This window comes from Variovorax paradoxus (assembly GCF_902712855.1).
GTDB lineage: Bacteria > Pseudomonadota > Gammaproteobacteria > Burkholderiales > Burkholderiaceae_C > Variovorax > Variovorax paradoxus_Q.
In genome coordinates, this window is sequence record NZ_LR743507.1 from 2,325,002 (window position 1) to 2,338,417 (window position 13,416).

The 13,416-nt window shown below is 67.3% G+C and carries 15 protein-coding genes; 5 read left to right on the forward strand and 10 right to left on the reverse strand.

Features of this window, described 5'->3' with window-relative positions; genetic code table 11:
* Window positions 1–157 precede the first annotated feature (157 nt).
* From kynA to AACL56_RS10455, 6 genes are all read right to left on the reverse strand, one after another.
* On the reverse strand, window positions 158–994 hold the full coding sequence (gene kynA, locus AACL56_RS10430; protein WP_339089767.1) for a tryptophan 2,3-dioxygenase: 837 nt from the start codon (window positions 992–994) through the stop codon (window positions 158–160).
* A 16-nt stretch (window positions 995–1,010) separates the two neighbouring features.
* Window positions 1,011–1,496, reverse strand: coding sequence for a hypothetical protein (locus AACL56_RS10435; protein WP_339089768.1), 486 nt, complete (start codon window positions 1,494–1,496; stop codon window positions 1,011–1,013).
* Window positions 1,497–1,509: 13 nt separating this feature from the next.
* On the reverse strand, window positions 1,510–2,820 hold the full coding sequence (kynU, locus tag AACL56_RS10440; RefSeq protein WP_339089769.1) for a kynureninase: 1,311 nt from the start codon (window positions 2,818–2,820) through the stop codon (window positions 1,510–1,512).
* Window positions 2,821–2,831: 11 nt separating this feature from the next.
* A complete protein-coding gene (gene kynB, locus AACL56_RS10445; protein ID WP_339089770.1) occupies window positions 2,832–3,482 on the reverse strand; it encodes an arylformamidase in 651 nt (216 codons plus the stop codon).
* A 70-nt stretch (window positions 3,483–3,552) separates the two neighbouring features.
* Window positions 3,553–4,665: a M14 family metallopeptidase gene (locus tag AACL56_RS10450; RefSeq protein WP_339089771.1), complete on the reverse strand. Its 1,113-nt coding sequence runs from the start codon at window positions 4,663–4,665 to the stop codon at window positions 3,553–3,555.
* 10 nt (window positions 4,666–4,675) lie between these two features.
* Complete coding sequence (locus AACL56_RS10455) at window positions 4,676–5,683, reverse strand: tripartite tricarboxylate transporter substrate-binding protein (protein ID WP_339089772.1); 1,008 nt, start codon at window positions 5,681–5,683, stop codon at window positions 4,676–4,678.
* 86 nt (window positions 5,684–5,769) lie between these two features.
* Here AACL56_RS10455 and AACL56_RS10460 point away from each other — a divergent pair, with 86 nt between their 5' ends.
* Window positions 5,770–6,729, forward strand: coding sequence for a LysR family transcriptional regulator (locus tag AACL56_RS10460; RefSeq protein ID WP_339089773.1), 960 nt, complete (start codon window positions 5,770–5,772; stop codon window positions 6,727–6,729).
* A 77-nt stretch (window positions 6,730–6,806) separates the two neighbouring features.
* On the opposite strand, the gene AACL56_RS10465 is transcribed toward AACL56_RS10460, so the two are convergent.
* The 3 genes from AACL56_RS10465 to AACL56_RS10475 form a co-directional block, all read right to left on the reverse strand.
* Complete coding sequence (locus tag AACL56_RS10465; RefSeq protein WP_339089774.1) at window positions 6,807–7,115, reverse strand: YkgJ family cysteine cluster protein; 309 nt, start codon at window positions 7,113–7,115, stop codon at window positions 6,807–6,809.
* A gap of 122 nt (window positions 7,116–7,237) precedes the next feature.
* The gene (argF, locus tag AACL56_RS10470; RefSeq protein WP_339089775.1) at window positions 7,238–8,182 is read right to left on the reverse strand and encodes an ornithine carbamoyltransferase; all 945 of its coding nucleotides are present in this window, start codon (window positions 8,180–8,182) and stop codon (window positions 7,238–7,240) included.
* Entirely contained in the window at window positions 8,179–9,387 is a 1,209-nt protein-coding gene (locus tag AACL56_RS10475; protein ID WP_339089776.1) for an aspartate aminotransferase family protein, read from the reverse strand. The genes argF and AACL56_RS10475 overlap by 4 nt, the downstream gene beginning before the upstream one ends.
* A 161-nt stretch (window positions 9,388–9,548) precedes the next feature.
* Here AACL56_RS10475 and AACL56_RS10480 point away from each other — a divergent pair, with 161 nt between their 5' ends.
* On the forward strand, window positions 9,549–9,959 hold the full coding sequence (locus AACL56_RS10480) for a DUF3579 domain-containing protein (RefSeq protein WP_339092843.1): 411 nt from the start codon (window positions 9,549–9,551) through the stop codon (window positions 9,957–9,959).
* A gap of 95 nt (window positions 9,960–10,054) precedes the next feature.
* Here the strand turns inward: AACL56_RS10480 and rpsT are convergent, their stop codons facing one another.
* Window positions 10,055–10,369: a 30S ribosomal protein S20 gene (gene rpsT, locus AACL56_RS10485; protein WP_007831346.1), complete on the reverse strand. Its 315-nt coding sequence runs from the start codon at window positions 10,367–10,369 to the stop codon at window positions 10,055–10,057.
* A gap of 130 nt (window positions 10,370–10,499) precedes the next feature.
* Here rpsT and murJ point away from each other — a divergent pair, with 130 nt between their 5' ends.
* Genes murJ through AACL56_RS10500 form a run of 3 tightly spaced genes read left to right on the forward strand, consistent with a single transcriptional unit; the run spans window position 10,500 to window position 13,381 of the window.
* A complete protein-coding gene (murJ, locus tag AACL56_RS10490) occupies window positions 10,500–12,053 on the forward strand; it encodes a murein biosynthesis integral membrane protein MurJ (protein WP_339089777.1) in 1,554 nt (517 codons plus the stop codon).
* 51 nt (window positions 12,054–12,104) lie between these two features.
* Window positions 12,105–12,959 carry a SirB1 family protein gene (locus AACL56_RS10495; protein ID WP_339089778.1) on the forward strand — a complete coding sequence of 285 codons (855 nt, stop codon included), beginning with the start codon at window positions 12,105–12,107 and terminating at the stop codon, window positions 12,957–12,959.
* Entirely contained in the window at window positions 12,956–13,381 is a 426-nt protein-coding gene (locus AACL56_RS10500) for a bleomycin resistance protein (protein ID WP_339089779.1), read from the forward strand. Before AACL56_RS10495 ends, AACL56_RS10500 begins: the two co-directional genes overlap by 4 nt.
* The last annotated feature ends 35 nt before the right edge of the window (window positions 13,382–13,416 follow it).

Below are 13,416 nucleotides of genomic sequence, written 5' to 3' on the forward strand. Positions count from 1 at the left end.
CTGTTGCCGACGCCCTCGCGCAGCGAGGCCGGCACATGGAACGAGGGGTCGTCGGTCCAGCGCGTGCAGGCCAGGCCTTAGAGCGGGAGGCCGAGGCGCACGTGCCGAGGTTCGCCGGCGCGAGCGAGCCCTGCCGGAGGTGCGCGGCCGCTCCGGCCTACAGGTCGGTGCGCAGCTTCCAGATCTCGGGGAACAGCACCACGTCGAGCATCTTGCGCAGGTAGCTCACGCCGCCCGTGCCGCCCGTGCCGCGCTTGAAGCCGATGACGCGTTCGACGGTGGTCACGTGGCGGAAGCGCCAGAGGCGGAAGGCGTCTTCGAGGTCGGTGAGCTTCTCGCCGAGCTGGTACAGGTCCCAGTGCGCATGCGGTGCGCGGTACACCTCGAGCCATGCCGCCTCGACGCCGTCGCTCGGCTCGTACGGCTGCGTCCAGTCACGCTCGAGCCGGTCGGCCGGCACCGGCAGGCCGTGGCGCGCCAGCAGGCGCAGCGACTCGTCGTACAGCGATGGCGCGCGGTAGGCCTCATCGACCTGGGCCAGCAGGTCGGCACGGTGCGCGTGCGGCTTGAGCATGGCGGCGTTCTTGTTGCCCAGCGCGAACTCGATGCAGCGGTACTGCGCGCTCTGGAAGCCGCTGGAATTGGCGAGGTAGGGGCGCATCGCCGTGTATTCGGGCGGCGTCATGGTGGAGAGCACGGTCCATGCGCTCACGAGCTGTTCCATGATCCGGCTCACGCGCGCGAGCATCTTGAAGGCGTCGGCCAGTTTCTCTTCGGCAATGCACTTCGTGGCGGCACGCAGCTCGTGCAGCATGAGCTTCATCCAGAGTTCGCTGGTCTGGTGCTGCACGATGAACAGCATCTCGTCGTGGGCGGGCGAGAGCGGATGCTGCGCGTTGAGGATTTCGTCGAGGTGCAGGTAGTCGCCGTAGCTCATCGACTGGCTGAAGTCGAGCTGCGCCTTTTCTTCGTGGACGATTTTTTCGGTGCTCATGATGTTTGCTGGCGGATCATCGCCAGACCACGGCGGTGTAGGAAGGCAGGCCCATGCCGGACGCCTTCTTCGGATAGACGAAGCGAACGACTTCATTCTTGCGCTTGTATTCCTGGTAGGTCTCGCCGCCGGGAATGCGGCCTTTCTCGCCAGGCGTATAGCCTGCGTCCCGCGCTTCCTTCACGAGGCGCTCGAAGGCGGCCTTGTCGGTCAGCGAGAGCTGCACGCCATCCTCGCTGCGACGGCTTTCCACGTAGGTGGACTTCATCAGGTGCGTGGTCTGACCGTCGACGGACTTTTCGTATTCGATCATGCTCACCTCGTCGGTCACGGTCTTGTCCGCATACGAGAAGCCCTGGCTCCTGATCTGTTCGCGGAAGGCGTCGGGCGTCAGCCCGGCCAGTGCCTTGAGCTGCGGCAGGGTGAACGCCGGTTGCTGCGCGAAGGCGGGCGCCGACAGCATCAGCAAGGCGGCGCAAAAGGTGGTGAGCCGGTGTTTCATCGAAGGCTTCATCTCAGGTCACTGCGTTCTTGCGGTTGAACTCTTCGCGTTTCCACTCGCCCGTCTCGAGCACCTGCACGAGATGCTCGACCGAGTTCCACACGTCCTCGAAACCGATGTACAGCGGCGTGAAGCCGAAGCGCAGGATGTCGGGCATCTGCGAATCGCCTGCGCGGTAGTCGCCGATCACGCCGCGCGCGATCAGCGCCTGCACGATGGCATAGGCGCCCGAGCCGCCTTGCGGGTCTTCCGGGTTCTTGCGGCTCAGGCAGACCTGCGAGCCGCGCTGTGCGTGGTCGCGCGGCGTGACCAGCGACAGGCCGTGGCCGGCGCAGCGCTCTTCCACCAGCCGGATGAACAGGTCGGTGAGCGCGAGCGACTTGGTACGCAGGGCGGACATGGCGCCCTGGTCGCCATTGAAGGACTCCGCCGCGAGCACCGTGTCGAGGCCGCATTCCAGTCCGGCCAGCGCAATGATCGGCTGCGTGCCGCAGAGGTAGCGGCCCACGCCCGGCGCGGGGCGGTAGTGCGGCGTGAACTCGAAGGGCGCCGCGTGGCCCCACCAGCCCGACAGCGGCTGTTCGAACTGTCCGGCGTGCTTCGTGTGCACCCAGGCGAACGCCGGCGCACCGGGGCCGCCATTGAGGTATTTGTAGCCGCAGCCGATCGCGTAGTCGGCATCGGCGTCGTTGAGTGCCACGGGCACCGCGCCGGCGCTGTGCGCCAAGTCCCACACGGTGAGCGCGCCCACGGCGTGCGCAGCGGCGGTAATGGCCTTCATGTCGTGCATGGCGCCGGTGCGGTAGTTGACGTGCGTGAGCATCAGCACGGCGACCTCGTCGGTCAGCACAGAGTCCGGGCCCTGCAGTTCGTGCGCTTCGATCAGCTTCAGCGTGAAGCCGCGCTCGCGGCAGAGCGACTCGGCGATGTAGAGGTCGGTCGGGAAGTTGCTTCGCTCGCTGACGACCAGCTTGCGTCCGCTGTCTTTCTGTTGAGACAGCGCCGCGAACAGCACCTTGTAGAGATTGACGGATGTGCTGTCGGTGCACACCACCTCGCCGGGGGCCGCGCCGATCACGCGGGCGACCTTGTCGCCCAGGCGCTGCGGCAGGTCGAACCAGCTCGCCGTGTTCCACGAGCGGATCAGGCCTTCACCCCATTCCCTGGTGACGACCTCGGCGATGCGCGCGGGCGCGGCCTTGGGCATCACGCCGAGCGAGTTGCCGTCGAGGTAGAGCACGTCGGCGGGAACGATGAACTGGTCGCGCAGGGCGCGCAGCGGGTCTTGCGCGTCGAGCGCGCGGCAGTCTGAAAGGGTCGTCATAAGCGGAGGTTTCAGCGGGGGAGTTCGCGCAGCACGGCGCGAACGGGGGAGGCATCTGCACTGACCAGCTTCAGCGGCAGCGCGATGAGTTCGTAGTCACCCTCGGGCACGTCGTCGAGCACGAGGTTCTCGAGCACGCGCAGGTCGAGGCGGCGAATGCATTGATGGCTCTCCAGCGTCTTGCTGTCGGCCGGATCGATGCTCGCGGTGTCGATGCCGATGAGCTTCACGCCCATGGCCGCGAGGCGCTCGACGGTGGCGGGGGCATAGGCAGCGAGCTGAGGGTCCCAGCGGCCGACGGGCATCGTGGCGTAGGTGCGCACCAGCACGCGCGGCGGCAGTCGGCTGTCGACGGCGTGGGCGATGTGCTCCCACTCGATCAGCGGACCCTTGCCGATCGCGTGGATCACGCGGCAGGGCCCGAGGAACGGCGTGAGGTCGACGTCGCCGATGGTCTGGCCCTCGGGGTCGTAGTGCAGTGGCGCATCGGCATGCGCGCCGACGTGGGGCGAGAGCCTGATCTCGCTGACATTCACCGGGCACCCCGGGGAGATGGTCGCGGCCCAGCGCTGCTGGTAGGGCGTGTCGCCGGGAAAGACCGGCGCGCCCTCATGCACGGGCGGTGAAATGTCCCGGATACGTTGCGGGTGTGAAGTAGCCATGGCTGGAAGTTAGCGCCGGGCGATGGGGCGTGGTGTCGGTAATTTCCAACACGAAACGCCGAATGTTGTTTCAGTGTCCGAGTGCCAGGCAGGCCTGCAGTAGCGCAGTGCGGCATTGACCCGACACCATGCCGCGCCACTCGTCGTCGTCCACGTAGAAGGCGTTGCGCAATTCCCGCTTGATGGCGGCCTGCTGCTCGGCACTGGCCGTCCCCGGGTAGCGGTGCAGCCATTGATCGGGACGCAGCATGTCCAGGATCGAGGTCTTGCGCGTCCCGTACTCGAGCGCGATGCCGACGCTCTCGGCCTGCGGGCATTCGCCGAACACTGCACCGACTGCGTGACCGACCACCTGGCGCGAGGCCGAGTCGCCCGCCCAGGCGGCGACCACGTCCGCTCCCCAGATGCTGCGGGCCAGCCGCAGGTTGTCGAAGGTGCCGGGCAAGCCGGCGTGGATCTTCTCGCCGTGACCGCAGCGTCCGAGACCCGTGTGCACGTCGATCCAGGCGATGCGGCGGCGGCCGGCGCCGTGGGCGCGAAGGACCGCGCGCAGCATCTCGTTGCTCCAGCTTGGCGCCGTACCCGAATAGAACAGCCCGTCGGCAAACTCGGACTGTCCCGTGGTCACGGCCTCATGGAATGCGGCTTCGCCGTGCATGGCGATGTAGCTTGCGATGGCCTGGGCGTTGTCAGCGGAAGGCGGCCATTGCGCGGGCAGCATCAGATCGTGCAGCCCGGCGTAGGCCGGATTGCGCGTAGGCCGGGCGAAGTCGATGAAGTTCCGGTTCAGGTCGACGTTGTGTTCGTTGGTGCGGCGTAGATGCGAAAAACCGAAGGGGTTGACCGCGTGAATCAGCAGCAAGGCCACGCGGCGCTGCCGTGCCAGCGCCAGCAGGGCGTCATCGCGCAGGAGGGCCACCTGGCAGCCCGAACCGCAGAAGCCCTCCACACCGTGAACGCCCGAACTCAGGATCAGCAGCGATGTGGCTTCGGCAGCGCCGATGAGCGCCACGTCGGTGGACAGAGTTTCGCCCTGAGCGCCGGCCAGGTCCACCTGTACGTGGTGTTCGAGCTGGGCACCGGCGCGTCGGGCGGCGGCAACGAACCTGGCGCGGGCTTCGGCGTAGTCCTGCGAAAAGCAGTCGCGCACCGGGGTGTGATTCAGGAGCGTGCGGCTTTGCATGCATGCCTTTTCATTGCGGTTGGTAGCCGGAGCGGCGGATCACCGGACCCCAGGTGTCCGAGATGCGCTGAATGCCCTGAGCGAGCGCTTCGGGGCCGCCGTAGTTCGCCGGCGAGCCCAGGGTCTGCAGGCGCTCCCTTGACTTGTCCGAGGCCAGCGCGACGCGCACGGCCTCGCTGTAGCGCGCGACAAGCGCCGGCGTGGTGCCCGCCGGCGCGTAGAGGCCGATGATGTTGGGCAACTCGAGCCCCTGGATGCCGAGTTCCGAGAAGGTTGGTACCTCGGGCAGATCGGGTTGCCGCGCGCTGCCCGAGACGGCCAGGATCCGGACTTTCCCGCTCTTGGCAAACGGGATGAGCTCGATCGTGGAGGTCATGCCGAACGGGATCTGGCTTGCCGACAGATCCATGACCATGGGCGAGCCGCCACGGTAGGCAACGGGCGTGGCGTCGATGCCCAGGCCCCTGGCCAGCAGTCCGACCGCGAACTCCGGCATGCTGCCGGGCGCCGGGACGCCGAAGTTGGCCTTGCCCGGGCTCCGGCGCGCCCAATCGGCAATGTCATTGAGATGTTCAAGGCGCGTCCCGGAATTCGTTGCCAGCGCGAACACGAGCTTGTCGCTGACCAGTGCAACGGGTGCGAAATCCCTGCTGGCGCTGAAACCCGGGTTCTTCAGTGTGTGAGGCAGGATGGCCACGGTGTGGTCGTTGGTCAGCAGGAGCGTGTTGCCGTCGGCCGCTGCGGCTTTCAGCGCCTGCGCGGCAATGAGGCCTCCCGCCCCGGGCCGGTTGTCCACCACGACGGGCTGGCCCAGCGCCTGGCCCATGCCTTCGGCCAGGATGCGTGCGACGGTGTCGACACCGCCCCCGGCGGCGAAGCCGACCAGGATGCGTACCGGCGGCTTGTCCTGCGCCGTGGCATTCCAGGTGGCGGCAAGCCCGAGTGTCAGAAGCGCCGCGCAGCGAGTCCAACGGGTCCAGCGAGCGGCCGCGCTCGCGCGTGAGGGAGAGGGTGACATCCGGATGGTCCTTGGGATGGTGGAAAAAACGTCGGCCCCACTGTAGAAACGCGGCTGTATAAAAGAAAGACAAGAGTTTTTAGTCAATGATCAATTCAATTGATGGTGCCGACGTTGCCGCGTCTGCGCCTTCGCTTGCGAGCCTGCGCCAGCTGCAGATCTTTCGTGCGGTGGCCGAGTGCGGCAGCATCCGTGCAGCCGCGCGAGAGCTGCATCTGACGCAACCGGCCGCCACGCATGCCGTGCGTGAACTCGAGCGCAGCGTCGGCGCGCCGCTGTTCGCGCGCAGCGTCAAGGGGGTGATCGTGACCGAGATCGGCACAGCGCTGCTGCGTCGCAGCCATCTGGTCTTCAACGAGATGCGCCGTGCGCAGGAAGAGATCGCTCAATTGCGCGACGGCACGGGCGGGCGGCTCTCCATCGCGTTCAGCTCAGCCGCAGCCCAGTTGCTGCCGACGGCACTGATGGATTTCCGTGCGCGTCGGCCCGGCGTGTTGCTGGAACTGCAGGAGCTGACATGGCCCAGCGCCGACGAGCGCTGGCACCGTGGCGGCTACGACTTCGCGGTGATCAGCGAACTGGACGGGCCGACCGAAGATGGGCTGGAGCGCGAAATGCTGCTTGAACAACCGCTGTTCGTGGCGGCGCGTGCGAGCCATCCGCAGGCCCGGGCGCGCTCGCTCAAGGGTCTGCAGCACTGTCTGTGGCTGGTGCCCGGGTACGGGCTGCCGTTGCTGCAGCGCCTGTTCGCCGCCCGGCGCATGCCGCCGCCCGCGGATGTCATTGCCTGCCAGTCCTTGCAGATGGCACTGACGCTGCTGCATCGAACCGACGCGCTGGCGCTGCTTTCCGGCTACCTGATCGGTGGACGGGGCACCTCGCACGGCCTGGTGCGGCTCCCGCTTCCCGGGCCGCCGCTGGCGCTGTTGCGGATCACGCTGCTGGTTCGCGATGCCCAGGCATTGACGCCGGCTGCGCGCATCTTCATCGACTGCCTGCGGCGTGCAGCGAAGGAGGCGGCAACGCCGATCGAGGGCGTGGTGTGATGCGCGGCAACTTCAACCTCGTTCGTCGCGCCTGCCTTGCCCCCTGCGCATGAGCGAGACTGCCGCGAACCCGGCGGCTAGGTTGCCAGCGAAGGCAGTCCATGCCGGGCGCGCGCTCGCTCGCAGGCGCCGCTGCCTGCCTGCAGCTCGTGGCAGGGATTGGGTCGCCATTCGTAGATGCCGCAGCTGACCGATTGCCCGATCTTGCCGCCCAGGGCGGCGCAGCGCATGGGCGTGTGGTCCGTGCCGCGCATGCGGCAGATCGCGTCGTTCACCTCGACCGCGAGGCCGGACGGCACCCGGCCGCCGTTGTCGTCGAGTTCGTGGACGCTGAAGTCGACGCGGTAGCTGGCGCAGCAGGCGCCGCATTGCTGGCAGTCGTTCATGGCAGGGACCAGTTCACTGTCTATTCCATCAACACCGCGGAACCGGCTTTGCCGGGCCGCAGGCGCTGCCCCCGGCGAGGCAGCGGTGAAGCGACACGAAGTGCGCGAAGCCGGGGGAGTGCTTACAACTTGCCGAGGAGCAGGAACTCCATCAGCGCCTTCTGCGCATGCAGGCGGTTCTCGGCCTCGTCCCACACCACCGATTGCGGCCCGTCGATGACTTCGGCCTGCACCTCTTCCCCGCGGTGCGCGGGCAGGCAGTGCATGAAGAGGGCGTCAGGCTGGGCTGCGCGCATCATGTCCTCGTCGACGCACCAGTCGGCGAAGGCCTTGCGGCGGGCCTCGTTCTCCGCCTCGTAGCCCATGCTGGTCCAGACGTCGGTGGTGACGAGGTCGGCGCCGCGGCAGGCTTCCATCGGGTCCTTGAAGACCTTGTAGCTGTCGCCCGAGCGGATGCCGGCGATCGACTGGTCGACCTCGTAGCCGCTGGGCGTGCTGACGTGCACGGTGAAGCCGAGGATCTCGGCGGCCTGCAGCCAGGTGTTGGCCATGTTGTTGCCGTCGCCCACCCAGGCCACGGTCTTGCCCTGGATCGAGCCGCGGTGCTCGATGTAGGTGAAGATGTCCGCCAGGATCTGGCAGGGATGGAACTCGTTGGTCAGGCCGTTGATGACCGGCACGCGCGAGTGCGCCGCGAAGGCATCGATCTTGGTTTGCTCGTACGTGCGGATCATCACCAGGTCGACCATGCGGCTGATGACCTTGGCGCTGTCCTCGATGGGCTCGGCGCGGCCGAGCTGGCTGTCGCCGGTGGTCAGGTGCACCACGCTGCCGCCGAGCTGGTACATGCCCGCCTCGAAGCTCACGCGGGTGCGTGTGCTGGCCTTCTCGAAGATCATGGCCAGCGTGCGGTCGGTCAGGGGCTGGTGCTTCTCGTAGGTCTTGAACTTCTTCTTGATGACCGCCATGCGGTCGAAGAGGTACGTGTATTCGTCGGCCGTGAGGTCCGAGAACTGCAGGTAGTGCCGGATGGCGTTGGGCGCGGTCGTTGTCGTGGCAGTCGTCATTGGGCGGCAGGCTCCGACAGGAAATTCTTGACGATGGGCGCGAGGATGGCAACGATCTCGTCGGCCTCGGCAACGCTCAGGATGAGCGGGGGCACCAGGCGGATGACCTTGTCGGCCGTGACGCTGAGCAGCAGGCCGGCGTCGCAGGCGCGGTTCAGGATCACGCCGCAGGGGCGGTCGAGCTCGATGCCGAGCATCAGGCCCTGGCCGCGGATGTCCTTCACGCCCGGCAGGCCACCCAGTTCGCGCTCCAGGGCCGCCTTCAGGTGGGCGCCCACGGTGGCGGCGTTCTCGATCAGGTTCTGCTCTTCCATGATGCGGATGGTCTCGACACCGGCGCGCATGGCCAGCGGGTTGCCGCCGAAGGTCGTGCCATGGTTGCCGGGCCCGAAGATGCCGGCGGCCTTGGGGCCTGCCACCACGGCGCCGATCGGCACGCCCGAACCCAGGCCCTTGGCCAGCGGCATGACGTCGGGCTTGATGCCGGCCCACTGGTGGGCGAACCACTTGCCGGTGCGGCCCATGCCGCATTGCACCTCGTCGATCATCATGAGCCAGTCGCGCTCGTCGCACAGGGCGCGCACCTGCTTGAGGTATTCGATGCGCATCGGGTGGATGCCGCCTTCGCCCTGGATGGTTTCGAAGAACACGGCCACCACGTTGGGGTTGCCCTCGGTGGCCTTCTTCAGCGCTTCGATGTCGTTCAGCGGCACGCGGATGAAGCCCTCGACCAGCGGGCCGAAGCCGGCCTGCACCTTGGGGTTGCCGGTGGCCGACAGGGTGGCGATGCTGCGGCCATGGAAGGCGGCTTCGTAGACCACGATCTCGGGGCGCTCGATGCCCTTGTCATGGCCGAACTTGCGCGCCAGCTTCAGGGCGGCTTCGTTGGCCTCGAGGCCGGTGCAGCAGAAGAAGGCGTTGGTGAGGCCGGACAGCTCGGTCAGCTTGGTGGCGAGCTGTTCCTGGCCGGGCACGTGGTAGTAGTTGGAGCTGTGGATCAGCTTGGTCAGCTGGTCTTGGAGGGCCGGCACCAGCTCGGGGTGGTTGTGGCCGAGCGTGTTCACGGCGATGCCGCCGAGGCCGTCGATGTAGGCTTTGCCCGCGGTGTCCCAGACTCGGCAGCCCTGGCCGTGCGACAGCGCGATCGGCAGGCGACCGTAGGTGTTCATGACGTGGGGCGAGGTGGGCTGGGCAGTGGCGCTCATTCGGTATCTCCAATAAGGGAACGCGAATTCTAGGCGGCGCGTTTGACGGCTTCGTTGAGGATTGCGCATCACAGCAATGCCCCATGTTCAGGATGCAAAAAGTGCCGCGGATAGAATCGCTTGTTGCACCGCAGCACCTGCTGCGGCCGCCTCTATCAACGATGATTTCCCCCACAGCCAAAGAAATCTTCATCCAGGGCATCACCAAGGATGGCCGGACCTTTCGCCCGAGCGATTGGGCCGAGCGTCTGGCCGGTGTCATGAGTTCGTTTCGCCCTGGCGGCGCGTTTCCAGGCAGCTACCTGAGCTATTCGCCATGGTGCGTGCCCACGTCGATCAACGGCGTTAAGTGCGTGATCGTGAACCGCGAACTGCGCAACGCGGAACCCATGGCCTGGGACTTCTGCGTGAACTTCGCCAAGGACAACGACCTGCAGGTCTCGGACGTGTCGCCGGTGCCGCCCGCTCCGGCCACGCCGAAGGCTGCGCAGACGCCTGTGGCGGCCGCCGTGCGGTCCGACCCTGTTGCCCCGGTCATTCCCGTCGATCTTCCGAAAACCGATCGCCCATGAAAAAACCGCCCGAAGGCGGTTTTTCACTTTTGCTGCAGCGCACCCCGATCAAACGGCGGACCGGAGGATTCCGGTCCGGGCTTGCCTGACAGGTGTCAGGCGGCTGCCTTTTCAGGCGCGAGGGCGAGGGCCTTGACCTTGGCCGACAGGCGGCTCTTGTCGCGGGCTGCCTTGTTCTTGTGGAAGATGCCCTTGTCGGCGACGGTGTCGACGATGCTCTGGGCCTTCGCGAACAGTTCGCTTGCCTTGGTCTTGTCGCCAGCGAGAACAGCCTTTTCGACGTTCTTCACAGCGGTACGGTATTTGGAGCGCAGCGAGGTGTTCGCAGCGTTGAGCTTGGTGTCCTGGCGGACGCGCTTACGGCCGGAGGCGAGGCGCGGGTTCTTCTTCTTGGGCTTGGCGGATGCCATGATTTGTGTCCTTAGTGTGTCTGAGGATGATGCAGCAAAGCCCTCGATTATAGGCCGGGTTGGCGATTGCGCCCAATCCAGCGCCCGAGGAGCCCTTTCCGGCGCCTGCCGGGCCCTACACTCGGCCCCCGTGTCCCTGCTCAAATCCGCCTCCACAGTCTCCCTGCTGACCCTCGCTTCGCGGATCACGGGCCTCGTGCGCGACGTGCTGTTCGCCTCGGTTTTCGGCGTGAGCGCGCTGACCGACGCCTTCAACGTCGCCTTCCGCATTCCCAACCTGTTTCGCCGCGTGTTCGGCGAGGGTGCCTTCAGCCAGGCCTTCGTGCCGGTGCTGGCAGCGCGCAAGACCGAGGCCGGCGAAGAGGGCGCCCGCCAGCTGATCGACCATGTCGCCACGCTGCTTACCTGGACGCTGGTGATCGTCTGCGTGGCCGGCGTGGTGGGCGCGCCGCTCATGGTCTGGGCCATGGCCAGCGGACTGGCCGGCTTCGACGCCGCGGTGGTCATGACGCGATGGATGTTCCCGTACATCGGATTCATGTCGCTGGTGGCCCTGGCGGGCGGCATCCTCAATACCTGGCGCAAGTTCGCGGTGCCGGCCGCCTCGCCGGTGCTGCTCAACATCGCGCTGATCCTGTCGATCTCGGTCGGCGCACCGCTGTTCCGGCGCTGGGGCATCGAGCCGATCTATGCCCAGTGCGTGGGCGTGCTGGTCGGCGGTGTGCTCCAGCTGGCGCTGCAGGTCCCGGCGCTGCGCAAGCTCGGCCTGATGCCGCGCATCGGCGCCAGCTTCAAGGCGCTGCGCACTGCATGGAGCGACCCGACCACGCGCAAGGTGCTCAGGCTGATGCTGCCCGCGCTGCTGGGCGTGAGCGTGGCGCAGATCTCGCTGCTCATCAACACGCAGATCGCCTCGCATCTTGCGGTGGGCAGCGTGACCTGGGTCACCAATGCCGACCGCCTGATGGAATTTCCCACCGCCATGCTCGGCGTGGCCCTCGGCGTGGTGCTGATGCCGCAACTGGCCAGCGCCCGCGCCGCCAAGGACGACGCGCGCTATTCGTCGCTGCTCGACTGGGGCCTGCGCCTCGTGGTGCTGCTGTCGGCGCCGTGCGCCGTCGCGTTGCTGCTGTTCGCCAAGCCGCTGGTGGCGGTGCTCTTCCACAACGGCGCCTACACCGGCGAGGACGTGGGCCGCACCACGCTGGCGTTGATGGGCTATGGCGTGGGGCTCGTCGGCATCGTGGCGGTGAAGGTGCTCGCGCCCGGCTACTACGCCAAGCACGACACGCGCACCCCCATGCTGATCGCGGTGGGCGTGCTGGTGCTCACGCAGGTGCTCAACGTGTTCCTCGTGCCCGTGCTGCAGCATGCGGCGCTGACGCTGACCATCGCGATCGGCGCGCTGGTCAATTCCGCGTGGCTTCTGGCAGGCCTCATGCGCCGTGGCAGCTACAAGCCAGAACCGGGCTGGGGCAAGTTCGCGCTGCAGGTGCTGGCCGGCACGCTTGTGCTGGCGGGCCTGCTGGTGTGGGGCTCGCAGCACTTCGACTGGATCGGCCTGCGCGACCACCGGCTGGGGCGCATCGGGCTGCTGGCCGCGCTCATCGCCGGCTCGGCGCTGCTCTACTTCGCCGTGCTGCTTGCCGTGGGCGTGCGGCTGCGCAGCTTCATCCGCCGCTGAAGCCTGGCGCCGCGTCCTTGACGCTCCGCACGGGCTCCTCTACAAAGACACATGACGTTCAGCTTTCAGCTTCCCACCGCGCTGGAGTACTTCGAATCGCTGGTCCGCAGCGACGATCACTTTCCGTTGCTCGAAGCCGCCGCCAGCCTCGCGCAGGACGAATACCCCGAACTCGACGTGCAGCAGGTGCTCGGCGACGTCGACCAGCTGCTGGCGCGCCTGAAGCGCCGCCTGCCCGCCGATGCCGCGCCGCTCGCCCGCCTGCGTGCGCTGAACCAGTTCTTCTTCAGCGACCTCAGCTTCGGCGGCAACGTCAATGACTACTACGACCCCGACAACAGCTACCTGAATGCTGTTCTGCGAACCCGCCGCGGCATCCCGATCTCGCTGGCCGTCCTGTGGATGGAGCTGGCGCAGGGCCTGGGCCTGCAGGCGCGCGGCATCGGCTTTCCGGGGCACTTCATGCTGAAGGTGACGCTGCCCAAGGGGCAGGTGGTGATCGACCCGTTCACCGGCAAGTCGCTCTCGCGCGAGGAACTCGGCGAGCGTCTCGAGCCCTACAAGCGCAGCAACGGCCTGGTGGGCGACTTCGACGTGCCGCTGGGCCTGTACCTGCAGCCCGCCAGCCCGCGCGAGATCATCGCGCGCATGCTGCGCAACCTGAAGGAAGTGCACCACGCGCAGGAAGACTGGCAGCGCGTCATCGCCGTCCAGGACCGCCTCATCGTGCTGCTGCCGGCCGCCTGGGGCGAGTACCGCGACCGCGGCATCGCGCATGCCGAGCAGGGCAATGCCGCGCAGGCCGTGCGCGACCTCGAGACCTACCTGGCGAAGGCCGACGACGCCCTCGACATCGACGCCGTCGCGGAGCGCGTGGCCGCCCTGCGCAGGGCGGCCAACGGATGACAGCCAAGGCCGGCGTGAGTGCGGCGCCCGACCTGGGCACGCTGCACCGGTTCCACGGTGTGCAGCCGGTGCTGCCGGTGTCGGACGTCACTCGCGCCGCGCGATGGTTCCGCGATGTGCTGGGCTTCGAGCTCGACTTCATCGCCGGCGAGCCGCCGAGCTACGCCCGCGTGAAGAAGGGCGACGGCAGCCACGGCGACCCGGTCTACCTGCGGCTGTGGCAGTGCAACGTGCGCGACGCCGGGCCGTGGCGCGGCGAGATCGTGATCTGCGTGGGCAACGACATCGACGGGCTGCACGCCGCGTACGTGAAGCGCGGCGTGGCGATCGTCGAGCCGCCTGTCTCGCACCCCTGGGGCCTGCGCGAGTTCGCGATCCGCGAGCCTGACGGCCACCTGCTGCGCTTCGCTGCGGAAGCCTGAAACACAAAATTACATGCGGATCGATGCCGATGTGT